Genomic DNA, 26,335 nt, shown 5'->3' with positions numbered 1-26,335 from the left:
TTTAGCTCAGTCCGCGGCTGCCTGGCTTGACCGCGGGCAGGGCCGCCAGTTCCGGAGGCAGATTGTCCGGTTCGTAAACAGGCACCTTGTATTCCGTCAAGGCAATCAATGGCACGGATGTGTCCGCCTCTCCCGCAGACCGGTCGATCAGGCAAGCCACTGCAACCACTTCAGCACCAAGAGCTTTCAGCGAGGTTACCGTCTCGCGCACTGAAAGGCCTGTTGTGACGATATCTTCGACAATAACCACTTTTGCCCCCTTCGGAAGGTCGAAACGGCGCAGGCGAAACTCGCCATCCTCGCGTTCCACCCACATTGCGGGGACGCCCAGATGGCGTGCGGTCTCATAACCGGGGATAAGGCCGCCAAGCGCAGGGGAAATGATGTAATCGACCTGTCCATGTCCGGAAGACCTGATCTTGTCCGCCAGCGCCTTGCACAGCGTCGCGGTCTTGTCGGGATACATGAATACCCGCGCCTTTTGCAGGTAGACCGGGCTGCGAAGCCCGGAGGTCAGAATGAAATGCCCTTCCATGTAGGCACCGGCTTCGCGAAACAAGGACAAGACTTCGTCGCGTGTCATTTAGCTGGATCCTCGGGTGTGTTGCGCCTCATCCATTTACACGGTTGACGCTTGAAACATTCGGTTTGGAACGCAATTGGTTGATAATCCGGTTCAGGTGTTTCAGATCCCAGACCTCCAGGTCAATGAGCATCTGATGAAAATCGCGTGCACGCTGTACCATCTTGACATTGTCGATATTCCCGCTGTTCTCACCGATTACCTGTGCAATCGTCGCCAGAGACCCTGGTTCGTTGGCAGCAGAGATGTCCAGACGGGCCGGAAACCGTTCCGGATTGTTGAGATCGATATCCCAACGCACATCTACCCAGCGTTCCGTCTGGTCATCAAATTCCTTCAATGCCGGCGACTGTATCGGATAAATGGTCAGTCCTTCCGACGGGGTCAAGATACCAACGATGCGGTCACCCGGAACGGCGCCGCCATCCGGTGCAAAAGTAACGGGAATGTCACCGGATAGACCTCTGATCGGGAGCGCGGGACCTTCGCCTGGATCATCCGACTGTTCAGCGGCATTTTTCTCTGCCTCAAGCGCGTCGGGCGGAATTCGGAATTTCATGCCTTGGCCCTGCTTGAGCCCGAACCAGCCTTCTTCGGTCAACGGTCCTGATATTGCGACCCGTTCATCCTGATAGTCCGGATGCGCAGATTTAAGCACCAATTGTGCGCTGAGGTCCCCTCGACCAACTGAGGCCAGCAGATCGGCAACGCTGGACTGATGATGCTCTGTAAGGACGGCCTCCAGAAGGTCCTCCGAATAGGCCTTGTCGGCGCGTGCAAAAGCCCGTTTCAAAATGTGTTCGCCCAAAGCGCCATATTGTTTGCGAACCGACTCCCGTGTCGCGCGTCGAATGGCAGCCCTTGCCTTTCCCGTGACAGCAATTGCCTCCCAGGCCGGCGGAGGGGTTTGAGCCGGAGAGCGGATTATCTCCACTTCGTCACCGTTTCTGAGCTCGGTGACGAGCGGCATGATCTTGCCGTTCACCTTGCACCCAACGCATGTGTTGCCGATCCCTGTGTGAACGGCATAGGCAAAATCGATAGGGGTGGCACCCCTGGGCAGGGCGATCAGGCGGCCTTTGGGCGAGAAACAGAAGACCTGATCGTGGAACAATTCGAGCTTCGTGTTCTCCAGAAATTCTTCCGGCGTGTCCCCTTGCGCAAGAAGTTCCGTAGTCCGGCGCAGCCACTCGAATGCCCGGCAATCTTCCGTGTGGCGGGCAATGTTGCGGCCACCATACTCGCCGTCTTTATAAAGCGCATGTGCCGCAATACCGTATTCTGCGACCCGGTCCATCGAAATTGTTCGGATCTGAAGTTCGACGCGCTGGCGGGAAGGTCCGACAATGGTGGTGTGGATCGAACGGTAGTCGTTCTGCTTTGGTGTCGAGATGTAATCCTTGAACCGGCCAGGCACCGTTGGCCACGTTGTGTGAATGACGCCAAGCACGCGGTAGCAGGCTTCGACTGTTCCGACGGTGACCCGAAAGCCATGAATGTCGGAAAGTTGCTCAAAGCCGATTGCCTTGCGTTGCATCTTCCGGAAGATCGAATAAGGCCGTTTCTCCCGTCCTCGGACTTCAGCTGCCATGCCCCGTTCGCTCAAGCGTTCGGTCAGTGTGGTTTCGATGTCCTTGATCAGTTCGGCGTTGCGGTCCCGCAGGTCGCTCAACCGACTGGTAATCGTCTCATAAGCTTCCGGGTTGAGGGTATGGAAGGCAATGTCCTCCAGTTCCTCACGCATGTCATGCATGCCCATGCGGCCGGCGAGCGGCGCATAGATTTCCATGGTTTCTTCGGCAATCCGTCCACGTTTGTGTTCCGGCATGTGCTGCAGAGTTCGCATGTTGTGCAAACGGTCTGCAAGTTTGACCAGAAGCACCCGAACGTCATCGGCAATGGCAAGCAGCAGTTTTCGGAAGTTTTCTGCCTGTTTGGCCTTCTGCGAAACAAGGTCAAGTCGCTTGATCTTGGTCAGGCCTTCAACAAGCTTGCCGATTTCCTCTCCAAAGAGAGAGTCGATCTCGGATCGTGTCGCATCCGTGTCCTCGATCGTGTCATGCAACAAGGCAACGGCAATCGTTGCGTCGTCGAGGCGCAGGTCGGTCAGAATGGCGGCGACTTCAAGAGGGTGGGAAAAATAGGGATCGCCCGATGCACGCATCTGGGAGCCATGTTTTTGCATGGCATAGACGTAAGCCTTGTTGAGCAAGGCTTCGTCAGCTTCCGGATTGTAACGCGTAACCCGTTCAACGAGTTCGTATTGACGCATCATGGCCGCAACCGACCTTGGAAACCGGCTGAGACTTCAGCTGGAAAAAGAAAAAACGCTCAAAGCGCGGGCTGCAGCCAGCCGCGCTTCGAACGAGCTTGTGACGTGAAATCAGACGTCGTCGGTCCGCTCTGGCGGAACCAGGCCTTCCAGTCCGCGAAGAAGATCTTCTTCTGACATGCGGTCAAATTCAACAGCACCGTCATCGACGCTGTTCACCTGTGTAACCTGCTGTTGTCCGGGCGCAGGTACCACCGGCACGGCTTCTGCCTCCGGCTCGTCCACTTCCACAAATTTTTGCAGGGAGTGGATCAGGTCTTCTTTCATATCTTCCGGACTGACGGTCTGCTCGGCAATCTCGCGAAGCGCGACAACAGGGTTTTTGTCGTTGTCACGGTCGATGGTCAGCGGCGAACCGCTTGAGATCATGCGAGCCCGGTGCGCAGCCAGCAGCACCAGCTCAAACCGGTTTTCGACCTTGTCGATGCAGTCCTCGACGGTCACGCGCGCCATTCGACGTCTCCATAGGCTTCAGGAACTTGGAGAACCAGCGTATAGTAGTCGCGTTTAGAAAAAGCAACCCCTTGTCAATTCTTGGAAGCGGAAGCTTGTGTTGACGTTACGGACGGTCAATTTTCGCTGATTTTTTGTCGGTTTTTCGAAAGTGGCTCTCGCTTTTGCATTGCGGCACTCCGATATTATAGTGTAGGGCACTGGCAGGCCCTTAACTAAAGAATCAAAAGGCCGGTGGGAAAATAAAACAATAAGCTGTTTGACGTTGCCTTATAAGTAGCATCGCCACAGCAAAGTATGCGCTGATTGATGACGAAAGCTGGTGAATTGTGCCTGGCTGCGGGAAGCCTGGTACTTGAAGACATCTTATTTCTTTGCGCATATGACTTGGAAAGGTTTCAAATAAAATGTTTGACGCTCGTGAAAAGGTTGCCTTGTTCATTGATGGGGCCAACCTGTATTCCACTGCCAAGGCTATCGGCTTCGACATTGACTACAAGCGTTTGCTGAAAGAATTCCAAGGGCAAGCCTATCTGCTGCGCGCATATTACTACACGGCATTGATCGAGGATCAGGAGTATTCTTCAATCCGGCCCTTGATCGATTGGCTGGACTATAACGGATACAAGGTCATTACGAAGCCCGTGAAGGAATTCGTTGACAGCGCTGGCCGTCGCAAAGTCAAAGGCAACATGGATATCGAGCTCGCCGTGGATGCGATGGAACTCGTAGAATCCGTCGATCACGTTGTGCTGTTTTCAGGCGATGGAGACTTTCGTTCGCTCGTCGAGGCGTTGCAACGAAAGGGGCGCAAGGTCAGCGTCGTCTCAACGCTGAAGACGCAGCCACCAATGATCGCCGACGACCTGCGCCGCCAGGCTGACCATTTCATAGACCTCGCCAATCTTGCCAACAAAATCGGCCGTGACCCCTCAGAACGTCCGGTACGCCCGCAAGCTCCTGCGGATCTGGATGACGATGACGAGGAAGACGACTACTGAGTTCAGGTCTGTCTTGACGATGAATTGGAAGAACGAAACTCTCGGGCCGGTCGATCCACCGCTGGATTGCCCGGCCTGTCCGCGTCTGGTGGCACTTCGCGAAGAGCTCAAGACCGCGCATCCAGACTGGCACAACGCACCTGTTGTTTCGTTCACATCGGAAAAGCCCCGCCTGCTGGTCATCGGCCTGGCACCTGGCATGAAAGGCGCCAACTGTACCGGACGGCCTTTCACGGGCGATTACGCCGGTGATCTCCTCTATAAGACAATGCTTGATTATGGCTTCGCCGAAGGCACTTATCTGGCGCGACCCGATGACGGTCTGCAGCTGAAAGACGCCATGATCACCAATGCGGTGCGGTGCCTGCCGCCGCAAAACAAGCCGACAGGTGCGGAAATCAAGACCTGCCGCCCCTACCTGTTGTCGACACTGGCCGCCAATCCTTCCATTCGTGCTGTTCTCGCACTTGGCCGTATTGCCCACGAGACGTTTCTGACGGCGCTTGAGCTGAAACGGTCCGCCTTTCCCTTTGCACATTGCGCCGAACACGACTTGCCTGGCCACGGCATGACGCTTTTCGACAGCTATCACTGCTCACGGTACAACACCAACACAGGCCGACTGACGGAAGACATGTTCAGATCGGTGTTTGACAAGATCCGCAAGGCCGTTCCCTGATCCGATTGAGCAATATTCGTTTGAGGGAGCATAAACGGCAACATCGGGCGAAGTGCCCTGCTGCAAACTTCCGAGCGTAATGCTTACCGGTGCTGGCCAGCATCGTCTTGATCTCGTGTGCCTCAATGAGGTCTGCAATGGAAGAGCGTTGGAACCTCATTCAACGGAATGCGGAGACTTCTTGTAGTCTTCTGCTTCGGCGATTGCCCAACCGTTCGGTCCCAGATGTTCCTGAGGCTTGAAGCGCGCCTTGTAGGCCATCTTTTCAGATCCCTCGACCCAGTACCCAAGGTAAACATAGGGAAGGCGAAGCTTTCTTGCGCGTTCAATATGGTCGAGGATCATATAGGTCCCGAGCGCCGTATCGGCGTAGTCCGGATCATAAAACGAATAGACCATGGAAAGGCCGTCGGAAAGCTGATCGCTGAGCGCAACGCCAAGAAGCGGCCCGTCGCCTGTGCCGGTGATGAAGGAATTCGGGCCTCGCTTTCGATACTCGATCAGCAGCGTGTCCACATGCGTGTCTTCCACCATCATTGCATAGTCGAGAACGCTCATTTCGGTCATTCCGCCATTTTCGTGGCGTTCTTCCAGATAGTCCCGGAATAGATCGTATTGTTCGGCTGAGGGGCTCGGTGGCAGACGTGCTCCGATCAGGTTTGAACCCGACTTCCAGACCCTTCGGAAAGAACGGCTCCACTTGAAGTCGTCAACACGCACGCGCACGGAGACACAGGCCTGACAGCGCTCGCAAGCCGGCCTGTAAGCAATATTCTGGCTGCGACGAAAACCGCCCTGTGTCAGGACTTCATTTAGAGCAGGTGCTCCATGGCCAACAAGGTGGGTGAAGACCTTTCGCTCTTGCTTTCCCTCAAGATAGGGACAGGGCGCAGGCGCTGTAAGATAAAACTGCGGATGATCTGTTGGGTGCCGTGTCACCGTGTTGTCCCGCGATACCTCAAAATATGTCCCTGATCTGTTGCCTTACAATCCATAATACCATGGAGCCACCAAAGAGAAGGTCAACCATAAAATAATAGCCAGCGGCGTACCAGCCCGCACAAAGTCGGCAAAACGGTAATGTCCGGGGCCCATGACGATCAGATTTGTCTGATAACCGACCGGCGTTGCGAACGAGGTGTTCGCGGCAATGATCAAGCAAACGACAAAGGCTTCGGGCGGCTGACCGATCTGCTCGGCCAGATTGATCGCAATCGGCGTAAACAAGACGGCCGCCGCATTGTTTGACAGGAAATTCGTCAAAATCATCACGATGAAAAACAACGCGGACAGCACGACAGATGCCGATGCCCCCTCCAATACATCGACAAGACCGGAAGCAATCGCCACTGCCCCTCCAGTGCCTTCCAAAGCAACGGCTCCGGCAAGAGAAGCTCCGACAAGCATGAATATCCGGCTGTCGATGGCACGCATGGCCTGGCGAATGTTCAGGCAACCTGAAGCGATCATGGCAAAGGTGCCGGCGACTGCTGCGGTCACGATCGGAACGATGCCGGTTGCCGCAAGCGCGACGACGATCGCAAAAATCGCCAGGGCCCGGGGGCATAACGCCTTCGTGGGACCTCGGTTGTTGACCAGTCGAGCAACAGCACATCCCTGTTGCCGCGCAGTCGAGCGATCTCGTCCTCGTTTCCGGCGACCAAAAGGACATCGCCAGCTTCCAGGCGGATATCGTTCATGGCCATGCGGGGCATGCGGCTGCGCCGTTGAATGCCCATCACCAGGCAGCCGGTTTCCGAATAGAAGCCGGATTGGGGCAACGTCCTGCCCATCAGGCGTGACGCTGGAGCGACAACCACCTCCGACAAGCTGATCGACCCTGGCTGCGCAGCCGTGGTTTCGCGCTCAGCACTGCTTGGGGTTTCGCTCTCGGTCTCCATCAACGGTTGGCGGCGGGCAAGCGCATTTGCGAGCGCTGCACGCGTCGCGGCAACGATCACCGTGTCCCCGGGTGTCAGCACCACATTTTCAAAGGGTGGCAGAATTGGCTTTTGACCGCGTTGAACCAGTCGAACCGTCATGTCCTTGAGCTTGGGAAACATGCCGGACACAGATTCAACCCCAACCAGCGGGTGACCATGGGTGATCTCGATCTGCGCAATGAATTGCTTGCCCGATGTTGCCTGAAACTCTTCAGCCATTGTTTTGCGCGCACGCATGAGATGCGGCATCACGAAGAGAACATAGATGGCACCTGTCCCTGCGACGATCATTCCGATGGGCGTGAAGCTGAAGAAGGTCAGCTTCAGGTCGGATGTTTGAGCCGCATAATTTGCTACCAGTAGGTTGGTTGACGAGCCGATCAATGTCGTCATGCCGCCAAGGATGGCAATGAAGGAAAGCGGCATCAGAACCCGGGCAGGGGATTGGCCGACTGTCGCTGCAACGGCTGTCAATATGGGCAGGAACATCACCACGACCGGCGTGTTGTTCAAAAACGCGCTCAGGACAGCAACAACGATCAGGATTGGAATGGCAGCACGTGCCGAATGGCCCCGGGACATCTGGACGATTATTTTCGCAGGGCCTTCCAGAGCATCTGTCTGGAACAGACCCTGTCCGATGATCAAGAGGCAGATGACCGTGATGAGAGCCGGATTGGCGAAACCGGTCAGAAAGTCTGCCGTCGTAATCGGGTCGCCGTCCGGCGACGTGACCGGAAAGACCGAAAATATTACGATAAACGCGGAAACGGATCCTAGCGCGATTGTTTCAATCGGATAACGTTCAAGGGCGTAAAGAAAGACGGTTGACGCGATCACCAGAAAGGTAAGCGCCATCGCGATATCAACTGAATGCATTCACCTGCCCAAAGCCACAGTGGCCAATCTATTTCAAGGCATAGTTTAAAACAGCCGGTCGGTCGATTGGAAGGGGACGCAAGCCAGAATGCGGTTAAAAGTTGCTGGTTCCGCTAGAAACTGCCCAATCGATGCAATGGAAATATCTAAATCTCAATGTCCGAGGGAATAACCTCAGCTCTGTCCCGTTTCTCTCAATGACCGCGCCAGAGCGGTCTGACCAGAAGAGGAAACGGACATGGAAAATATCTCACCCGCCCGCATTATGGCAGCAAAGCCCTCATATGCCGTGCGCCGCGTCGATCTGCAAGACTGCGCAGCAGTCTCTTCAGCTGACTATAAACCGCAAGCAGGCGACCTTGTTCTGGCTCGTATTTCTGAAATCGGCTCCCACGGCCGTATCGAATTGCCGAACGGCCGCAAGGCCAAGCTTAACATTGGCGACGAAGTTATCCTGGCTTATGGCAACAGATATGCTCCCGACCAATATGAATCCTATGTCCCGGAAAGTCTGGAAACCTGTCACATGGTTGCAGCCGGCGGCATCGCATCAAAGGCCGTTTCCTGGCACAACAGGCTCTCCGGGCCGACTGCAATAGAACCGGTCGGCGTTCTTTGCCAGTCAAATGGCCGTCCAGTGAATTTGAACGCCTACGCGCTTCCAACATTGGCCGGACCAATGCCTTCCGTCGTGCTCGGCGTCTTCGGAACGTCGATGAATTCCGGCAAGACGGCAACAGCGGCGGCGCTCGTCAGAGGCTTTGCGCTGAACGGCTATCGCGTTGGAGCTCTCAAGATCACAGGCACCGCTGCTGGCGGGGATCCCTGGTTGATGCGCGATTCAGGCGCAAGCGAGGTTCTTGATTTCACCGATGCCGGAATGGCAACCACCTTTGGCGTTCCGCTCGACACCCTGGTGGCCTCGACCCGCAATCTTCTAAGGTCTCTCAGCAGATCGAATTGTGATCTTGCTGTGGTGGAAATTGCAGACGGCCTGTTTCAGGACGAAACACGGCAGATTGCGGAAAGCAAGCTGATCCAGTCCGTCTTCGACGGCGTTGTGTTTGCCTCAGGAGACGCATTGGGTGCTGTCGCAGGCGCAAAACAGCTGACCGACCTTGGATATAATGTGCTCGCAATTTCCGGCGCCTTGTTGCGGTCTCCGCTTGCTGCACGGGAAGCCGCTGCAAATCTCGGCCTTCCGGCCTATGACCTGCCGGAATTTCACCAGGCAGAGAAAGTCTCTCAAATCATGGATACCGTGGTATCGCCTCGGTACGCGGCAACCGGATGAGCCAATTTCAACCAAGCACTGGCGAGGGCTTCCCACGATTGTGGAAGCCTCGCCGGACGGTGATGTGCATGGCTCTCGTGGCCGCCGGTATCGCCCAGGCAGTTGGCGCAATCATCCTTTCCCTTAGCGCAAGTTCATTGCTCAGAAAGGACGCGGACCTGTTCGGGCAACCCGTTCTGGCCGTCTTCATATTTGCCGCCATTTCTGCGCTCGGGCTTTTCATCTTTCAAAACAGGCACGCCGAAAGATTCGCGTTGTCTTACGTGCACGAAGTGCGACTGGCCTATGCACGCCACGCCCTTTTGTTACCCTTTGACGGTAAGGCTCCAGGTGTCGGCTTGTCGCTGACCAGGCTTGTCAACGACCTGGGCGCAATCAAGCTGTGGCTTTCCAGAGGGCTTTTGGCACTGATTGCTCTTGTTCCGACGGTTGCGACGCTGGGGACCTGGATTTTCCTGGCGGAACCGACGCTCTTGTTGCCGCTTTGCGCCGTCATTTTCATGTGGGGCATTGCCATTCTGGCAACATTGCGGCCACTCAGACACAGCATTCGCAGGTCAAGGCAAAAACGTGGTGGGATGGCATTGCTTCTTGGCCGGGCGTTGCCTGACCGGTTGCCGTTACTGCTTCATGGCCGGCTTGAACCGCTTCTGAGACGGCTTGCCCGCCGCAGTGAGAAAGTTTGCAGCTATCTAATTCAACGCGCGACATGGTCCGGTGTCCTGAAAGCCTGCAGTCGCGCAACATTTCCGGTCGCGGTTGGCTTGTTTGTGCTCACATCGCTGGACGGCGCGGAAACGATCGTTTTGTTCCTGATGTTGTTTTCGTTCTTGGCAACGCAGCTTGAGACCGGAGCAGCGGGTATTGAATATTATGAAGCCAACAAGGTCGCTCGTGAAAAACTGGCAAGGGTTTTTGGTCTAACGGCTTTGAAACCTCAACCGACTTCCCACGGCAAAAAGGTTGACTGGCAAGCGCCGCTTGTGATTTCCGGCCTGAAGCTGCCATCCGGAGAAAGCGTGTCTGCGCGGATTGAGCCGGGTGTCAGCAACGACATTGTGCTGACTGACCCGGAAGATCGGCATTTTCTTGCGCTTAGCCTGGCCGGTTTGACAGTGCGGGCAGACGAAGGGAGGGTTCTTCTGGGCGAAATCGACTATGCGTCTCTGGGTGCTAAGGAGATCTGGAGGGCTGTTGCCTTGGTTTCCCCGGCGAATGGAATTCCGGAAGAAACGGGCGACAAGCAGGCCGTACAATTAGGCATGAAGTCTGGTGTATCCGATGAGGTGCCGGAGAGCCTAATGGAGATATTCGCACTTCAGTTGGACTGGGACAGCAGGACTGCAACTCGACTGTCCGACGCAGATCGCTTGAACATCAGGCTTGCTCGCGCACTTTTGCGCCGGCCGAAACTCCTCATTATTCAGGACAGTGGAATTTGCCGGACGGATTGCACAGGCAAGAAAACTCGCCAGTTGGCAGAAGACGCTGGAACGACACTTCTGTTTCTCTCAGCGCCCAAGACCGATTGAGCAAGGAAGCCCTAACTGCCACAAAGTGCAGAGACCGAAAGCAGCCCCGAACCAAATATGGGGTCATGGCCGGGTTCACCAAGGTCTTCGGCGTTCGACTTGAGAAGCTCAAACACATCATCGACGGAGAGGTCCGGATTGTTCTGGCGGACAATCGCCGCCGCGGCGGACACAAACGGCACGGCAAATGATGTTCCGGTTCTCCACTTTGCTCCCTTGACCGAGGCCGCCGACCACACGTTAACACCGGGTGCTGCCAGATCGACATAACTGCCGCGATTTGCCCGGCGGTAGATCCGCTTGTTCTTGTCGACCGCAGTTACCGCCAACACGCCAGGAAAAGCTGCGGGATAAGCCGGGTCTGCACTGGGGCCGTTGTTGCCGGCTGCGGAAATCAGCGCGATGCCGCGGTTTTCCTTGATATCATCGACCGCCAGCACAAGGACACGGTTCTCAGGCCCGCTAAGGCTGAGATTGATCACCGAAACCTGTTCTGCGGCGAGCCTGTATAGAGCTTCAACAAGGGTAAAAGCGTCGGCTCTTTCATCCCGCCCACTTCGATAGAATGCATCAACGGCGATCAGCTCGCTGTCAGGCAGAAGACCAGGAGTGCGCGTATCCGGTTGCCCGATCAGGATTGCCGCGACAGCAGTGCCGTGGCTGGCCTTGGAGGCAGGTCGCTCCTGGTCGGCCAATCGCAATACCTTGATCTTGGCACCGCTGAAGGTGGAGTGATTCTCGTTAAGGCCGGTATCGACCATGCCAAGTCGGATCCCGGTTTCACACTTGTTTGCGAGTTCGGCAACCTGACCTGGCCAGTCTATCAGTGTGAAGGCAGCACAGTGCTGTCCGGTGCATGTGTTGTCGCCACGATCCAAGCGGTAGAAGTGATTGAAATCGGCATTTCCGCCTGAAGGCAGCGCCCGCACCGCGTCACGCGCATCTTCCAGGCTGGTATTGGATGGTGGGCTAAGGCGATGAGAGCGAACGGTGCCGCCAGGAACCGAGCGTTCTTCCAAGATACCGAAGCCGTTATCCAGAAGATTTTGCAAATCCTGCGGTGAAATATTGAAAACGATGATTTCCGAAGATGCGAATTGAGGCAGAGGCGCAGTCGGAACTACCCGTCTGGGTGAAGTTTGTTCCTGACGTTGCCTGTTCTGACCACCAAAGAGCCGGCGCAATGGTGAAAGACCTGACGCAGATCCGCTGTTCCGGCCTCCCTGGCTGCTCTGACCGCCTCGTTGGCCTTGGCTGTCATTTCGGTCGTCGTCGTCATTATCATCATCATCGTCGCTATCATCGCTGTCGCTGTCTCCCCCATCGCTATCGCTGTCGCTGTCGTCGTCGTCAGCATAGGCTGACTGTAAAAACAGATACGATGCGCTTTCCTGTCTGAAGGCGTCGGTCAGGGGGAGGAAAAATGGCATTGCGACAAACGCAAAAAACAGCTTCTTCATAGCGTCACCTTTTCATGCATCGGTTGCGGAATAAACCGCCTGCTTGTTTCGTACTCATAGGAAGAACGTGAAAACGGCTCGAATATTCCGCTCCTCAAGCTTTTAAAATGGTACATGCATGACTGACCCGTTTTGTGGATTGTTGATTGAGAAACTGCCGAATTTGAGACGGTATGCTCTGTCACTGTGTCGATCCGGAGACCAAGCTGACGATCTTGTCCAATCAACCGTTGAACGCGCCTTGAAGGCGAGATCCAGTTTTGATCCGGCAAGCAAGATAGAAGCGTGGCTGTTCCGAATTCTGCGAAACGCGTGGATTGATATCATCCGAAAAAACAAAGTTCGGGGCCACGAGCTGGAGTATGACGACGCTCCCGAAATCGCAGACAGTGTGTGTCATCAAGGTGATGCACGCCTGATGGTTTCCAGTGTCATGGCAGCGGTCGAACGACTTCCCGAGGGTCAGCGAGAAGTTCTTTTGTTGGTGAGCGTCGAAGGGCTGAGCTATGCGGAAGTTGCAGAAATACTCGACGTGCCAATGGGAACAATCATGAGCAGGCTTTGCCGTGCCCGCCGCGCACTCGCAACCAAAATTGGACTGTCCTCGGAATAAATCGGGTTTCAAACCGTATTCCGAAAGAGTAGAGGCTAACTATGGACCAGACCGAGATGACCGATGAACTCATTATGGCCTATGCGGATGGCGAATTGACGGCAGACCAGGCCGCAAGGGTTGAAGAAGCCCTGAAAACAGACCAGTCCGCGCAGCGCAAGCTTGCCATGTTTCGAGAGACCGCTGACCAGCTGAAGGCAGCAACAGCTCCGCCTATACCGGATGATCTGGCACGTCGGATCGACGCGTTGATCGGAGATAAGGACGATGAACCCGCACCTGCGGAGGCAGACAATGTGGTGCCGTTCCGTCGCTTTGGACGCTCCGGATTTGTTCCGACCGCAATTGCTGCTTGCCTGGCACTCGCGATCGGTCTTGGAACAGGCTATTCGCTCAATCTGCCTGATCAGGCAGGCGAAGGGTCACCCTTTGGGGTTGCAGCACTTGCGGACCCTGGGATTGAAGGGGCGCTGGCGTCAACGCCTTCTGGCGAAAGCAGCGTGCTGTCGTCGGGGGCGACGCTCAACCTGATCGCATCGTTCATGGATGAAGCCGGGGTGCTTTGCCGCGAATTCGACTATGAAGGGGCAAATGGCCACTCTGTCGTGTCGGTCGCCTGTCGCGATGGTGGCCAGTGGCAACCGAAGATCGCTATTGCGGCCTCCGGAGACGCGGCGAACCACTACGCTCCAGCTTCTTCGCTCGATGCCCTGGAAGCCTGGTTGAAATCGTCCGGTTTGGGAGACCCTCTCGGCGCTGAAGATGAACTGCAGCACTTGGCCGTGAGATAGATCTGCCAGACCTTGAAGGTTTAGCCCTGGTGGTGATCACCGACATGCTGCTGATGATAAGCCGAGTTGATCACCACAACACCCAGGATCAAGTCATGCAGAAGGCGTTTGCGATCCGAAAAGAGCGAAACCAGCAGTACCAGGGGCGTGAGCAGGGATATGGAGAACCAGAAGAGCAAAACATGCACTGCTGCCAGTAGCGGATAGGGCTTTGCGCCATACCACAAGCGCATTTCCAACCCCATGGCACGCATGCCAAGCGTTGAAGCCTGTGGCCCGCCAAGTGTGAAGGCAACATAAAGCAGGGCGACCGCCGCCGGCAGGATCCCGTATAGCAGGAAGCCCAGGCCAAGCGTGAACACTCCAAGAAAGAACACGAGTACGCCGGCACCGAATGTCAAAAGCGCAATCACAATCACGTCTATACAGAACGCGAATATCCGACGGCTGCGAACACCGGCAAAGAGCTCCGGGTTGACCATCGGATCAAAGACATCCTGGCGTGTGTAATCGGCAGTGCTTGCAGCTGACATTTTCAGGCTCCCAAGAATGTGATGAACCAGATGTGGGGATTGAATGCCGACTTCGCAAATCGGACTGCAGACGGCAATGCCTCCGGTGAGGTGCGGGCTCAAAAGAAAAAAGTTCAGAACACTACTCGGAAGTGCCGTGACAGTTTGACATTTGAGGCTGGGTATCAATCCATTCTGTCGCCGATTTCCAGATAGCGCACAACAAACCCACGTTCACGCAAAGCCGCCACAATCCGCTCACCGTGCGGGCGGTCAAAGGCCTCAAAGGTCACATCGAGGGTTGCTCCTTTGGCGGGCACATTCAGGAACAGCCTGTGATGTTCCACGTCGACCACATTGCCCTGCATGTCTCCAATGACGGTGGCAATTTCGCCGAGCGTTCCCGGGCGGTCAGGCGTGTCGATGCGGATTGACACAAGGCGGCCATCGCGGGCGAGCTCGCGCACAACGATCTTGGAGAGAAGGCGTGGGTCGATGTTGCCGCCGCAAAGGACAAGTCCGACCTTTTCACCGGCAAACCTGGCCGGATCGCTCAACAGGGCTGCAAGTCCGGCAGCACCGGCACCTTCTGCAATTGTCCTCTGCAGGGTCAGGTAGGCGTTGATCGCCTGTTCGATGCTGCTCTCTGAAACCAGCAATATGTCATCGACCCGGTCCTTGACAACTTCCGTCGTGAGTTGACCAATGTCCCGTACCGCAATGCCTTCAGCAATGGTTGCCCCTTCGCATCGCACTTCCTTGCCGTAGAAAGCTCCCCACATGCCAGGATAGAGCGTCGTCTCAACGCCGATTACCTTCACTGACGGCTTCAGTGCCTTGGCCGCCGTTGCAATGCCGGAGATCAGGCCGCCACCGCCAACCGGGATCACCAGGACGTCGAGATCGGGTTGCTGCGCCAGCATTTCCAGAGCAATGGTTCCCTGGCCGTGAATGACTTGCGCGTCGTCATATGGATGAACCCAGACAAGATCCTTCTTCTGCGCCAGACGATCGGCCTCTTCCTTGGCCTCGGCAAGCGTGTTGCCGGCCAGGATCACTTCGGCGCCGTATCCACGCGTGGCGGCAATTTTCACGAAAGGTGTCAAGACAGGCATGACGATCGTAGCCGGAATGCCAAGCCGGCCAGCGTGATAGGCAACCCCCTGCGCATGGTTGCCCGCAGAAACGGCGATCACGCCGCGTGATTTCTCGTGCTCGGACAAGCTGGTGAGTTTGACCAGTGCGCCACGTTCCTTGAAAGCGCCGGTAACCTGCATGTTCTCGTATTTGACAAAAATATCCGCACCGGTCAGCTGTGACAGACGCGGGGCAGGCAGGCACGGCGTTTCAAGAACCGCGCCTTTGATGATCTCCGCAGCATTGTGGATTTTATCGACAGTAACTTGCTGCGGGTCGTTGAAAGCCAGTGTCATGAACGCTCAGCCAGCATTCCGGCCACCTTCGGCGCGAAATAGGTCAGAATGCCATCGGCACCGGCGCGCTTGAACGCCAACAGGCTTTCCAGCATGGCCTTGTCGCCATCAAGCCAGCCGTTTGCGGCGGCCGCCTTGATCATCGCGTATTCACCTGAGACCTGATAGGCATAAGTTGGAACCTGAAATTCGTCTTTGAGCCTGCGGACGATATCGAGATAGGGCATGCCTGGCTTCACCATGATCATGTCCGCACCTTCCGAGATGTCGAGTTCGGCTTCGCGCAGGGCTTCGTCCGTGTTGGCGGGATCCATCTGATAGGTGCGCTTGTCTCCCTTCAATGTGCCCGACGACCCGACAGCATCGCGGAACGGCCCGTAAAACGCCGAAGCGTATTTGGCCGAATAGGCCATGATCTGCGTGCCGCGAAACCCTTGGGCGTCAAGCGACTGCCGAATGGCGCCGATACGGCCATCCATCATATCTGAAGGGGCGATCACATCCGACCCCGCTTCGGCCTGAACGAGAGCCTGCCGGCAGAGCTGGTCGACTGTCTCATCGTTGAGAATGGTTTCGCCTTCCATCAGGCCGTCGTGGCCATGGCTGGTGTATGGATCCAGCGCGACGTCCGTCATCAGCCCAGTGTTAAAACCCTCTGCCTTGATGGCGCGCAGGGCGCGGCAGGTCAGATTGTTGGCGTTCAGTGCTTCTGATCCTGTGTCGTCTCGCAGGGAAGGATCCGTATATGGAAAGAGAGCAAGCGCGGGAATGTGGAGATTTGCGGCACGCTCGGCCTCGCGCACGGCTTCATCCACCGACAAGCGGACAACGTCGGGCATGGATGGAACCGGTTGCCGGATACCTTCCCCGTCCACCAGAAAAATCGGCCAGATCAGATCATCGACGGTCAGCGCATTTTCACGCACGAGACGCCGGGACCAGTCGGTCTGGCGATTGCGGCGCATGCGGGTGCCCGCAAGCAGTGTATCCATATGGTCGGATGTGATCTTCGGGAGGGACGTTTTGGACGGCATTTCAGCAGCCTGTATTAGAGGAAAGTTCGTTTTTGCATTCTGCCGGGAGTGAGCCGACAATCTACCACGCAGTTTGACGCAGTCCAACATTCTGTAAAATAACTGAAAATAAAAACAAAAAAGAGATTGTTTGACGTTTGCGTCAAATATGGTTTAGTGCTGCCGCAATTGAAAGCGGCGGGTGTGTCCGGGGAAGGGGCCTGTGTCATCGCCTGCGATGGGAGGACAACGAAGTGGACTTTTCACCGAACGAAGATCAGCGTGCCTTTCAGGATATGGCAGCAAGCTTCTCAAGAGATGAGCTCGCTCCCTTTGCCAAGGAATGGGACGAGGAAAGCCATTTTCCGATCCCAACTTTGCGCAAGGCCGCAGAACTCGGATTTGGTGGCATCTATGTCCGGGAAGACGTTGGCGGCTCTTCGCTCAGCCGTCTTGATGCTGCATTGATCTTCGAAGAGCTGTCCAAGGGATGCACATCGACAGCCGCCTATCTTTCCATTCACAACATGGTGGCCTGGATCATCGACACATTCGCATCGGAGGAGTTGCGCCAAAAATACCTGGCCAGGCTCTGCACGATGGAATTGCTGACAAGCTACTGCTTGACGGAGCCAGGTTCCGGTTCTGATGCCGCGTCCCTAAGGACAAGTGCTAAGGACGATGGTGACCACTACGTTCTGAATGGCTCCAAGGCTTTCATATCGGGCGGTGGGGTCAGCGATCTTTATGCGGTTATGGTGCGCACGGGCGGCGAAGGGCCGTCCGGTGTTTCCTGTCTTCTGGTTGAGAAGGGCACACCAGGCCTCAGCTTCGGTGCCAACGAAATCAAGCTTGGCTGGAAAAGCCAACCGACAGCGCAAGTCAATTTTCAGGATTGCCGTGTGCCAAAGTCCAATCTGATCGGTGAAGAAGGACAGGGTTTCAAGATTGCTATGTCTGCGCTTGACGGGGGACGCCTCAACATAGGCGCCTGCTCTCTAGGGGGCGCACAAGCCTGTCTTGATCTTGCCGTGAATTACATGAAAGAGCGCAAGCAGTTCGGCAAGCCGCTTGCCGAATTCCAGGCGCTGCAATTCCGATTGGCCGACATGGTCACTGAACTGGAAGCCGCCCGCCTTCTGTTGCACAAGGCCGCGACCGCGGTCGATGCCAAGTCTCCAGATGCAACGCGGCTGGCTGCGATGGCGAAGCGGCTCGCAACCGACACCGGGTTCAAGGTCGTCAACGAAGCACTGCAGCTTCACGGCGGCTACGGCTACCTACGGGACTATCCGGTCGAGCGTTTTCTTCGCGACGTCAGGGTGCATCAGATCCTGGAAGGCACGAATGAGATCATGCGCCTGATTATCGCCCGACAGCTCTTGAAAGACTGAGTGAATTCAAGCTGCTTGGAAATTGAAATGACTCCTCTTTCTTGCGAGGCGCCCAGTGAGCGACGAAATTCTGTTTGAAAAGCGCGGCAGGGCCGGCTTTGTTACCCTCAATCGGCCAAAAGCGCTGAACGCACTCAGCCAAGCAATGGTTCGCTTGCTTGAGGAGCAACTCACGCGCTGGGCGGACGATCGGGAAGTCGCGCATGTGGTCATCACCGGTTCGGGTGAAAAGGCTTTTTGCGCCGGTGGCGATATCCGCAGCATCTATGATGCCAGAATGGCCGGGAAGGCAGACGGCCTGGCAGAATTCTTCTGTGAAGAATATCTGCTCAATGCGCACATCAAAGCCTATCCAAAGCCCTATATAGCGTTGATCAACGGCATAGTCATGGGAGGCGGTGTTGGTGTTTCAGTGCATGGAAGCCACCGGATCGGCACGGAAAAGACGCTCTTTTCAATGCCGGAAACCGGGATTGGCTTCTTTCCGGATGTCGGTGGCACGTACTTTCTGCCGCGCATGCCGAAGAAGACAGGCATCTATTGTGCTCTCAGTGCCGGCCGTTTGAAGCAAGCAGATGCATTGGCGACGGGTGTCCTGACCCACGCAATAGAGGAACGAAGTCTGGGCGACGTCGCTCTTGCGCTTGAAAGTGCCGAAGATGTCAACACAGCACTGGCACCATTTCTGGTCACGCCCGAAAAAGGACCGGTCACCGAACAGGCTGATTTGATCGAAAAGCTCTTTTCAGCCTCCAGCGTGAGCGACATTCTTGACAGGCTGGATGGCTCCGGCGACGAGTTCGCCCGAAAAACCGCAAGTGCAATTCGGGCTAAATCGCCGACCAGTGTTCTGGTTGCCTTTGAACAGATGAAGCGCGGAACCGAATTATCCTTTAATGAGTGCATGAAGCTGGAATACCGCATCGTCTCGCGTATCTTGCTGGAAAATGACTTTTTTGAAGGCATCCGGGCAGCCGTTGTCGACAAGGATCAAAACCCTGCGTGGAGCCCTACCCAGTTCAGCCAAGTAGACAGCGCGACGCTGGCATCGTATTTCGAAGAACCGCCTGAGGGCGATTTGCCTCTTTGATACTGACCATTGGACACTCGCTGAATATGATCACCAGCTTTCAGGACCTGATCGACTCGCGCCCGCCCTGGAGCACTTTGCTGATCTGGTATCTGCGTGTCATCGCGATCATTTTGATTGGAGGCGGCGTCATCTACTGGGCGCGGATCATAGGTATTGTCGAGTGGCGGGGACTTTGGTTCTGGGAAATGCCGATTGCCCTTCAGGGAGCAATTGTGTTTTTCGCCGTTCTGGACCTTGTGGCTGCAACCGGGCTTTGGCTGACGGTATCCTGGGGCACAGTCATGTGGCTGTTTCGCTGTTTTTGCCAGATCGTGATGCATACCGCCTTTTCCGACCTATACGGTCGCCGGCCATATGAGATTGCATTTTATCTGCTGACGATCGCGATCTACGTGACACTTCACTATCTGACCATCAAGGAAAACCGGGAGGCTGCGGGTCGACCTGCAGAGTCCAGAACTTGAATCAGTCTTTGAACCGCTTTTCAAAGCGGTTCAGGACAAGCGGTCAACCGATTCAAAATCAACGTAAAAACAGTTTGGGAGGAAACCATGCCAAGCACTATCGGATTCATTGGTCTGGGCAATATGGGCGGACCGATGGCGATCAATCTTGTCAAGGCCGGACACAGGGTTCTTGGATTTGATCTTTCCGAAGCAGCCGTGGCGCTCCTGACCGATGCAGGCGGCGAAAAGGCCGGCAATGTCGCAGACCTTGCTGCGCAAGCGGATGTGGTTGTTACCATGCTGCCGGCGGGCAAACATGTGCGGCAGATCTATCAGGGCGAGGGCGGCATCCTCGACAATGCCAGATCCGGTACATTGTTGATCGACTCTTCCACGATCGATGTCGATAGTGCTCGCGCGGTCAGTAGTGCAGCAGAGGAAAAGGGGATGCTCATGGTCGATGCCCCGGTTTCCGGTGGTGTCGCTGGTGCCGCTGCCGGCACGCTAACTTTCATGGTGGGAGGACCGGACAAGGCCTTTCAGGAAGCCAGAGCCTTCCTCGACATCATGGGCAAGACAATCGTTCACGCAGGGGGGCTGGAAACGGCCAAGCCGCAAAGATCTGCAACAACATGATCCTCGGTATTTCGATGATTGCGGTCTCCGAGGCATTCGTTCTTGCGGAGAAGCTCGGCTTGGACGCGCAAAAGTTGTACGATGTTTCGTCGACTGCGTCGGGTCAGTGCTGGTCGCTGACGTCGTATTGTCCGGTTCCAGGGCCATTGCCGACATCGCCGGCAAACCGTGATTATCAGCCGGGCTTTGCCGCTGCAATGATGCTGAAGGATTTAAAACTCGCCCAAGAAGCAGCAAATTCTGCAGGAGCGGCAACACCGCTTGGCGCTGAAGCTTCGTCTTTGTATGCATTGTACTGCAACTCTGGCGGTAATGAGACGGATTTCTCCGGGATTGTGAACTTCCTCAGGGGGGCAGGGTAAACAAGACATTAATCGGACCCCTAAATGACCCTTCAAAAGTTAACTTATGATTCAGCGTGTCTCTTAAGCGGATTTTAGAATCGCTCGGTTAGATTGCAGGTCAAGGCGGGAAAATATCCGCCGAAAGACAGGTACTATAAGAGGCGCAATCAAATGATCACCGCAAGTAGGGCAGTCGACGCTGTGGCACCAGGTGAAGAGGAAGCAGTGGACATCAAGCCACTCTACCTCGAGGCACTTACGCTCGTCGAGCGACTGCATGAGACGTCTTTTGGACGTTATCAAGGATGAGTTCGATCGCATGGGTCGTTCCGATGTCAACAGTGTGCAGGCTTTGCTGCTGTTCAACATTGGCGATGCTGAATTGACAGCTGGTGAACTGCGGACACGCGGTTACTACCTGGGATCAAACGTTTCCTATAACCTGAAGAAACTGGTTGAAACCGGCTATATTCATCACCAGCGTTCTCGCATGGACCGTCGGTCCGTCCGTGTAAGCCTCACGGACAAGGGCCAGGAAGTGGCAAAGATCGTCAATGATCTTTATGAGCGCCACATTCTGTCTGTCGAACAGGTTGGTGAGATCGGGCCGCAGGATTTTGTTGCTCTGAACAAGTCTCTGCGCCGTCTAGAGCGGTTCTGGACTGACCAGATTCTCTACCGTCTGTAAGTTTTCGCGGTACATTCAGATGACAAGGCACCGCCCTCGGGGCGGTGCCTTTCTTTTGGGCAGATTTTCAAGGGTATTTGCCGCTGCGCGGAGCTCCGAAACCACAAACGCTGCACGCTTTGTCGACCTCACGCAGAATTGCGCTGCCGAATTGTTGATTTCAGCTCAAAAAGCTGATGTCTTCGCCTCAGATAGACCTAGCGGCAAGAAGCTGACATCTTGTGGTCACATTGGAATGGCTTTGTGCGGTATTCCAAACGAAAAGATGGTTAAAAAATCAAGCGATTTGTTAACTCCCTTCCGCTAGGAATTGGTATAGCTGGCTCGGTTTAATTATGGCAAACCGGCCTGAAACACGAAAACATCCGCGCATCGTCGCAGCAACATGGGGTCGGCAATGAACCTTTTATCCGGACCGTTCGGGATAAAGCTTCACGTCAATAAGACGACTGGGAAATCGCTAATGGGCCTTTGCGCGCTCGGTTTGGCGGTGCCGTTTGTATTGGGCGGACCGGCTCCAGCGCAAGGCGGTCAGACCGTTGAATGGGCAGACAATTTCGACATTGCGACCGAAAACATCACGGAAGTGAAGTCGTCGGCACCGACGCTGTCACCCAACACGGCTGACTACAATGCGATTGCGATCAACCGCTATCAGCAAATTGTCCAGGCTGGCGGCTGGGGCACGGTGAGCGGCGGTAGCAAAACCCTTCGCATCGGCTCCCGCGACCCACGTGTCGTGGAATTGCGCCGCCGTCTGATCGCATCAGGTGATCTTGAGCAGCAAGCGGGCCTCAGCGATACATTCGATTCTTATGTCGACGCCGGATTGCGCCGTTTTCAGCTGCGTCATGGCCTGATTCCGGATGGCGTCATGGGCGCAGATACCGTTGCCGCCCTGAACGTTCCGGCACATGTCCGCCTGCGCCAGCTTGAGACCAACATGATCCGCCTGCGGTCCATGTCCGGCTTCAAGGGCGATCGGTACGTGATGGTGAATATCCCGGCAGCCGAGATCGAGGCCGTCGAAAATGGCCGGGTCCGGTCCCGCCATACCGCTGTTGTGGGAAAGATCGATCGTCAGACGCCAATCCTGAACAGCAAGATCTATGAGTTGAACTTCAACCCATACTGGACGGTGCCAAAGTCGATTATCCGCAAGGATCTGATCCCGAAGATGAAAGAGGATCCGCAGTATCTTTCAAAGAACAACATCCGGATCTTTGACTGGAGTAACAACGAACTCAGCTGGCAGCAGATCGACTGGAATACCGACGAAGCGACACAGTACCGCTTCACGCAGGATCCGGGCGCAGAGAACTCGCTTGGCAACGTGCGCATCAACTTCCACAACAAGCACCAGGTTTATCTGCACGATACACCTTCCAAGACGCTGTTCGGTGAAGCCAACCGCTTTCACTCTTCCGGCTGCGTCAGGGTTCAGAACGTGCGTGAGCTGGTAACATGGATGCTGCAGTCATCAAACGCGGATTGGAGCCGGAACAAGGTGGACTCCGTTATTCGTACAGGTGAGCGTGAAGACGTGAAGCTGAAGAAGTCCATTCCGCTTTATCTGACATATGTGACAGCCTGGTCCAATGCCGACGGTGTCGTGCATTTCCGTGAAGACATCTACGACCGGGACGACATTCACGGAACCGGGTCGCAGGCCCGTCTCTGAAGCTGTTTCTCCAGGTTTATGGCAATGTTCATTGGAAACGCCGGCCTTGATCAGGCCGGCGTTTCGTGTCTTCTGGTCCTTGTTGAGCAAGGAGCAGGGCAATGAGTCGCGATCCGCGGCCGGGCGAGATCTATCTGGAATTCAGGCCGGTCGGGAAACAGGTCAAGGTAACCGCCATTGATGCGGCAACCGGTATCGAGGTGTCGACCTTTGGTCCGGCGTCCGTGGCGCAGGAAGACCTGAAGCGGATTGTGGTGCGCAAGCTGCAGCGTCGCATTGAACAAGAAGCCGCGGCCAAAACTACTCGACCAGACCCGACACTGTATTGATAACGGCAGAACCGTCGTTGCGTGACCTTGCGCGACTTGATTGATTTACTTGCGGAACATTTTTGATTTTGCGGAACATTGGTGTCGTTTTCCAAGTGGGTCGCGTCGCTATGACCCTTGGTTCTTGCCGAACGCTGTGTTAATCCCTCGCGTCAAGCTGGCACGGTTGCGATGAAGGTCTGCAAAGGACCGTACCGCTGGTGCCTTCTGCTCCTCGCACAGAATACAAGGATGATGCGATGTCTTTGATGGAAAGCTCTGGTCAATCCCTGCAGTCCGGTTTCTTCACCAGCGGTCTATCAGAGGCTGATCCGGACATTTTCGGCACGATCGAAAAAGAAATGGGTCGTCAGCAGCATGAAATCGAATTGATTGCATCGGAAAACATCGTTTCTCGTGCGGTGCTGGAAGCTCAGGGCTCGATCTTTACCAACAAATATGCGGAAGGTTACCCGGGCAAGCGGTACTACGGCGGGTGTGAATTTGCCGATATTGCCGAAACGCTGGCAATCGAGCGCGCCAAGGAGTTGTTCGGCTGTAACTTTGCCAACGTGCAGCCGAATTCAGGTAGCCAGATGAACCAGGCTGTTTTTCTGGCGCTTCTGCAGCCGGGCGACACATTCATGGGTCTTGACCTGAATTCTGGTGGTCACCTCACACATGGATCTCCAGTCAACATGTCCGGCAAGTGGTTCAATGTCGTTTCCTATGGAGTTCGTCAGGACGATCATCTGCTCGACATGGATGAAGTCGAACGTCTTGCGCATGAGCACAAGCCGAAACTTATCCTGGCTGGCGGCACCGCCTATTCCCGGATCTGGGATTGGAAAAAGTTTCGCGAGATTGCCGACAGCGTCGGTGCCTACCTGATGGTGGACATGGCCCACATTGCCGGTCTCGTGGCCGGTGGCGTCCATCCGTCACCGGTTCCTCATGCTCACGTCGTGACCTCAACCACGCACAAATCCCTGCGTGGCCCGCGTGGCGGGCTTATTCTCAGCAATGACGAAGCGATCGCAAAGAAGATCAATTCCGCCGTGTTCCCCGGACTTCAGGGTGGCCCGCTGATGCATGTGATCGCCGCCAAGGCTGTGGCCTTCAAGGAAGCATTGCAGCCCGAATTCAAAACCTATGCGCGCGCGGTTGCGGAAAATGCCAAGGCATTGTCCGAGGCCCTGAAAGAACAGGGGCTCGATATCGTATCCGGTGGGACCGACAACCACCTGATGCTTGTCGACCTTCGTCCGAAAAACGCGACTGGCAAAGTTGCCGAAAAGGCGCTCGGACGGGCCAACATTACCTGCAACAAGAACGGGATTCCGTTCGATCCGGAAAAACCGTTTGTTACGTCCGGTATCCGTCTTGGAACACCGGCAGCAACGACGCGCGGATTCGGTGTGGCTGAATTCCGCGAAGTTGGTCTCTTGATCACGGAAGTGTTGGACGGTTTGAAGGCCGCAAACAGTGAAGAGGGCAACGCGGCAGTTGAAGCAGCCGTCAAAGCCAAGGTAGAAGCACTGACGGCCCGCTTCCCTATTTACGGGGGCTGACAATCGCGGGCTCGGTCAGGAGCTACAAGAAATGAGATGTCCTTTTTGCGGCGGCGACGAAACCCAGGTCAAGGATTCCCGCCCGACCGAGGACAATACCGCTATACGCCGCCGCAGGATCTGCAACACCTGCGGCGGCCGTTTCACCACATTCGAAAGGGTGCAGCTGCGCGAACTGATGGTGCTGAAACGCTCCAATCGCAGGGTGCCTTTCGATCGGGAAAAGCTCATGCGGTCGGTTCAGATCGCCGTGCGAAAACGGCCTGTTGATCCGGACAAGATCGAACGCATGGTCAGTGGCATTGTTCGCCAGCTGGAAAGTTCGGGCGAAAGCGAAATTACCGCGGAAACAATTGGCAACCACGTCATGGAAGGCCTCAAGGGCATAGACGATGTCGCCTATGTGCGTTTTGCTTCTGTCTACAAGAATTTCCGCGAAGCCAAGGATTTCGAGGCCCTTTTGGACGAACTCAGTGATTCCGATGGGCAGCCTGTAAAAAATACATAATTCCTCCGTATCCGGTTTTTCATGTCAGTAGTATCCGATCTCGATCTCGCGCTTCATGGCTGCCGCAGGACGTCTTGCCAGGCGGGGCCTCGGACGTGTGTGGCCCAACCCCTCGGTGGCAGCTCTGATTGTCAGGCAAGGGGAAGAAGGTCATCGCCTTGTTGGCCGAGGCGTCACTTCCCGGCCGGGAATGGCCCATGCGGAAGTCAATGCTCTGGCCGAAGCCGGTGACAAGGCTCAGGGTGCGACTTGTTATGTGACGCTCGAACCGTGTTCCCACTACGGTCGCACACCACCTTGCGCGCTTGCATTGATTGAGGCTGGTATTGGCCGTGTCGTAATCGGGATGCTCGACCCCAATCCACGTGTTGCCGGGCGGGGTGCCAAAATGCTCGAAGATGCCGGGATTCCCGTGACGATTGGAGTGCACAAATCCGAGATGGAGGATCTCTATCACGGGTTCACTCTGCGTCAGCTCAAGCAACGGCCGCACGTATTTCTGAAATTGGCGGCATCGCAAGACGGGTTCATTGGCCGTTCAGGCGAGGGGCAGGTCAAGATTTCCGGCCCTTTGTCCATGCGCAAGGTGCACGGTTTCAGAGCTGAACACGATGCAATCCTGGTCGGGTCTGGTACAGCGCTTGCTGACGATCCATTGTTGAATTGCCGACTGCCGGGACTGGCGGCAAGGTCTCCTGTCCGCGTTATCATTGATCGCTGTGCGCGCCTCCCGCTGGAATCCAAGCTTGTAAGAACCTGCGTTGACGTTCCCGTCTGGCTGATTTGTGGCAACGATGCTGATGCCGACAAAATCGAGGTTCTGGCAGCTGCGGGAGTTAACGTGATCCGGGTCCCGGCAAGCGACTGCAGCATCAAGCCGGCCGTGATTTTGAGCGCTTTGGCCACTCGCGGCATCACCAGTGTCATGGTGGAAGGCGGGGCAAGAATGGCGTCGTCATTTCTTGCGGACGATCTTGTCGACGATCTGTGCGTGGTGACGGGAAATCTCGTGATTGGTGAAAATGGAATACCGGCCCTGCATGATCTTGATCTTGAGAATGTGCTGACAGACCCCAAGTTTCAGCGGGTCGAGGCCGGTTCCTATGGCGACGACACATTCATTTATCTCAGACGGCGTGGAGCCTGAC

23 protein-coding genes and 3 pseudogenes are annotated in these 26,335 nt (G+C 55.6%); 16 read left to right on the top strand and 10 right to left on the bottom strand.

All coding sequences use genetic code 11. The annotated features are described in order from the left end of the window. Nucleotide 1: 1 nt before the first annotated feature. The 3 genes from pyrE to rpoZ form a co-directional block, all read right to left on the bottom strand. Nucleotides 2-583 (bottom strand): orotate phosphoribosyltransferase, encoded by a 582-nt coding sequence (pyrE, locus tag ACZ1HV_RS05610; protein WP_298815013.1) that lies wholly within the window; start codon nucleotides 581-583, stop codon nucleotides 2-4. Nucleotides 584-611: 28 nt separating this feature from the next. Next, a complete protein-coding gene (locus tag ACZ1HV_RS05605; RefSeq protein ID WP_298815010.1) occupies nucleotides 612-2,858 on the bottom strand; it encodes a RelA/SpoT family protein in 2,247 nt (748 codons plus the stop codon). A 108-nt stretch (nucleotides 2,859-2,966) separates the two neighbouring features. Further along, the gene (gene rpoZ, locus ACZ1HV_RS05600) at nucleotides 2,967-3,368 is read right to left on the bottom strand and encodes a DNA-directed RNA polymerase subunit omega (protein ID WP_298815007.1); all 402 of its coding nucleotides are present in this window, start codon (nucleotides 3,366-3,368) and stop codon (nucleotides 2,967-2,969) included. Nucleotides 3,369-3,775: 407 nt separating this feature from the next. Here rpoZ and ACZ1HV_RS05595 point away from each other — a divergent pair, with 407 nt between their 5' ends. Both ACZ1HV_RS05595 and ACZ1HV_RS05590 read left to right on the top strand, forming a co-directional pair. Then, on the top strand, nucleotides 3,776-4,369 hold the full coding sequence (locus tag ACZ1HV_RS05595) for a LabA-like NYN domain-containing protein (protein ID WP_298958071.1): 594 nt from the start codon (nucleotides 3,776-3,778) through the stop codon (nucleotides 4,367-4,369). 19 nt (nucleotides 4,370-4,388) lie between these two features. After that, complete coding sequence (locus ACZ1HV_RS05590) at nucleotides 4,389-5,048, top strand: uracil-DNA glycosylase (protein WP_298815001.1); 660 nt, start codon at nucleotides 4,389-4,391, stop codon at nucleotides 5,046-5,048. A 156-nt stretch (nucleotides 5,049-5,204) separates the two neighbouring features. On the opposite strand, the gene ACZ1HV_RS05585 is transcribed toward ACZ1HV_RS05590, so the two are convergent. From ACZ1HV_RS05585 to ACZ1HV_RS05575, 3 genes and pseudogenes are all read right to left on the bottom strand, one after another. Continuing rightward, the gene (locus ACZ1HV_RS05585; RefSeq protein ID WP_298814998.1) at nucleotides 5,205-5,987 is read right to left on the bottom strand and encodes an arginyltransferase; all 783 of its coding nucleotides are present in this window, start codon (nucleotides 5,985-5,987) and stop codon (nucleotides 5,205-5,207) included. A 45-nt stretch (nucleotides 5,988-6,032) separates the two neighbouring features. Further along, nucleotides 6,033-6,797: an SLC13 family permease gene (locus tag ACZ1HV_RS05580; protein ID WP_472718405.1), complete on the bottom strand. Its 765-nt coding sequence runs from the start codon at nucleotides 6,795-6,797 to the stop codon at nucleotides 6,033-6,035. Further along, nucleotides 6,734-7,849: pseudogene (locus tag ACZ1HV_RS05575) on the bottom strand (SLC13 family permease); the annotation flags it as partial. The gene ACZ1HV_RS05580 and the pseudogene ACZ1HV_RS05575, both read right to left, overlap by 64 nt. Before the next feature lie 259 nt (nucleotides 7,850-8,108). Here ACZ1HV_RS05575 and ACZ1HV_RS05570 point away from each other — a divergent pair. Both ACZ1HV_RS05570 and ACZ1HV_RS05565 read left to right on the top strand, forming a co-directional pair. Further along, nucleotides 8,109-9,164: a molybdopterin-guanine dinucleotide biosynthesis protein B gene (locus tag ACZ1HV_RS05570; RefSeq protein ID WP_298814991.1), complete on the top strand. Its 1,056-nt coding sequence runs from the start codon at nucleotides 8,109-8,111 to the stop codon at nucleotides 9,162-9,164. Between the two features lie 68 nt (nucleotides 9,165-9,232). After that, on the top strand, nucleotides 9,233-10,696 hold the full coding sequence (locus ACZ1HV_RS05565) for an ABC transporter ATP-binding protein (protein ID WP_472717548.1): 1,464 nt from the start codon (nucleotides 9,233-9,235) through the stop codon (nucleotides 10,694-10,696). 11 nt (nucleotides 10,697-10,707) lie between these two features. Here the strand turns inward: ACZ1HV_RS05565 and ACZ1HV_RS05560 are convergent, their stop codons facing one another. Beyond that, nucleotides 10,708-12,156: a S8 family serine peptidase gene (locus tag ACZ1HV_RS05560; protein ID WP_472717547.1), complete on the bottom strand. Its 1,449-nt coding sequence runs from the start codon at nucleotides 12,154-12,156 to the stop codon at nucleotides 10,708-10,710. A gap of 118 nt (nucleotides 12,157-12,274) precedes the next feature. On the opposite strand from ACZ1HV_RS05560, the gene ACZ1HV_RS05555 reads away from it, so the two are divergent. Beyond that, nucleotides 12,275-12,769, top strand: coding sequence for an RNA polymerase sigma factor (locus ACZ1HV_RS05555; RefSeq protein ID WP_298814947.1), 495 nt, complete (start codon nucleotides 12,275-12,277; stop codon nucleotides 12,767-12,769). Nucleotides 12,770-12,810: 41 nt separating this feature from the next. Then, nucleotides 12,811-13,560, top strand: a complete 750-nt coding sequence (locus ACZ1HV_RS05550) for an anti-sigma factor family protein (RefSeq protein ID WP_298958058.1) — start codon at nucleotides 12,811-12,813, stop codon at nucleotides 13,558-13,560. 20 nt (nucleotides 13,561-13,580) lie between these two features. Here ACZ1HV_RS05550 and ACZ1HV_RS05545 read toward each other — a convergent pair whose 3' ends face one another. The 3 genes from ACZ1HV_RS05545 to hemB all read right to left on the bottom strand — a co-directional run bounded on the left by ACZ1HV_RS05545 (nucleotide 13,581) and on the right by hemB (nucleotide 16,497). Further along, nucleotides 13,581-14,093 carry an RDD family protein gene (locus ACZ1HV_RS05545; protein ID WP_298958057.1) on the bottom strand — a complete coding sequence of 171 codons (513 nt, stop codon included), beginning with the start codon at nucleotides 14,091-14,093 and terminating at the stop codon, nucleotides 13,581-13,583. Nucleotides 14,094-14,257: 164 nt separating this feature from the next. Then, nucleotides 14,258-15,505, bottom strand: coding sequence for a threonine ammonia-lyase (locus ACZ1HV_RS05540; protein ID WP_298958056.1), 1,248 nt, complete (start codon nucleotides 15,503-15,505; stop codon nucleotides 14,258-14,260). Continuing rightward, the gene (gene hemB / locus ACZ1HV_RS05535) at nucleotides 15,502-16,497 is read right to left on the bottom strand and encodes a porphobilinogen synthase (RefSeq protein WP_298982627.1); all 996 of its coding nucleotides are present in this window, start codon (nucleotides 16,495-16,497) and stop codon (nucleotides 15,502-15,504) included. Before hemB ends, ACZ1HV_RS05540 begins: the two co-directional genes overlap by 4 nt. A gap of 275 nt (nucleotides 16,498-16,772) precedes the next feature. Between hemB and ACZ1HV_RS05530 the strand changes: the two genes are divergently transcribed. The 10 genes and pseudogenes from ACZ1HV_RS05530 to ribD all read left to right on the top strand — a co-directional run bounded on the left by ACZ1HV_RS05530 (nucleotide 16,773) and on the right by ribD (nucleotide 26,334). Then, the gene (locus ACZ1HV_RS05530) at nucleotides 16,773-17,912 is read left to right on the top strand and encodes an isobutyryl-CoA dehydrogenase (RefSeq protein WP_472717546.1); all 1,140 of its coding nucleotides are present in this window, start codon (nucleotides 16,773-16,775) and stop codon (nucleotides 17,910-17,912) included. A gap of 55 nt (nucleotides 17,913-17,967) precedes the next feature. Next, nucleotides 17,968-19,002 carry an enoyl-CoA hydratase/isomerase family protein gene (locus ACZ1HV_RS05525; RefSeq protein ID WP_298958054.1) on the top strand — a complete coding sequence of 345 codons (1,035 nt, stop codon included), beginning with the start codon at nucleotides 17,968-17,970 and terminating at the stop codon, nucleotides 19,000-19,002. Between the two features lie 26 nt (nucleotides 19,003-19,028). Next, nucleotides 19,029-19,469, top strand: coding sequence for a DUF6163 family protein (locus ACZ1HV_RS05520; protein ID WP_298958053.1), 441 nt, complete (start codon nucleotides 19,029-19,031; stop codon nucleotides 19,467-19,469). Nucleotides 19,470-19,556: 87 nt separating this feature from the next. Further along, nucleotides 19,557-20,449 (top strand): annotated as a pseudogene (gene mmsB / locus ACZ1HV_RS05515) (3-hydroxyisobutyrate dehydrogenase). Between the two features lie 153 nt (nucleotides 20,450-20,602). Then, nucleotides 20,603-21,119, top strand: a pseudogene (gene ldtR / locus ACZ1HV_RS05510) (transcriptional regulator LdtR). Nucleotides 21,120-21,516: 397 nt separating this feature from the next. Then, complete coding sequence (locus ACZ1HV_RS05505; RefSeq protein ID WP_298814923.1) at nucleotides 21,517-22,800, top strand: L,D-transpeptidase family protein; 1,284 nt, start codon at nucleotides 21,517-21,519, stop codon at nucleotides 22,798-22,800. 101 nt (nucleotides 22,801-22,901) lie between these two features. Beyond that, nucleotides 22,902-23,129, top strand: a complete 228-nt coding sequence (locus ACZ1HV_RS05500; RefSeq protein WP_152502409.1) for a DUF6898 family protein — start codon at nucleotides 22,902-22,904, stop codon at nucleotides 23,127-23,129. A 248-nt stretch (nucleotides 23,130-23,377) separates the two neighbouring features. Beyond that, nucleotides 23,378-24,679 (top strand): serine hydroxymethyltransferase, encoded by a 1,302-nt coding sequence (glyA, locus tag ACZ1HV_RS05495; protein ID WP_472718404.1) that lies wholly within the window; start codon nucleotides 23,378-23,380, stop codon nucleotides 24,677-24,679. Between the two features lie 31 nt (nucleotides 24,680-24,710). Further along, nucleotides 24,711-25,187 (top strand): transcriptional regulator NrdR, encoded by a 477-nt coding sequence (gene nrdR / locus ACZ1HV_RS05490; RefSeq protein WP_298814916.1) that lies wholly within the window; start codon nucleotides 24,711-24,713, stop codon nucleotides 25,185-25,187. Between the two features lie 55 nt (nucleotides 25,188-25,242). Then, nucleotides 25,243-26,334 (top strand): bifunctional diaminohydroxyphosphoribosylaminopyrimidine deaminase/5-amino-6-(5-phosphoribosylamino)uracil reductase RibD, encoded by a 1,092-nt coding sequence (gene ribD, locus ACZ1HV_RS05485; protein ID WP_472717545.1) that lies wholly within the window; start codon nucleotides 25,243-25,245, stop codon nucleotides 26,332-26,334. Nucleotide 26,335 lies beyond the last annotated feature (1 nt).

The sequence above is a fragment of the Roseibium sp. JB4-4 genome, from assembly GCF_055693425.1.
The sequence above is the reverse complement of the archived record's forward strand: the minus strand, read 5'-3'. Positions and strand labels throughout refer to the sequence as shown.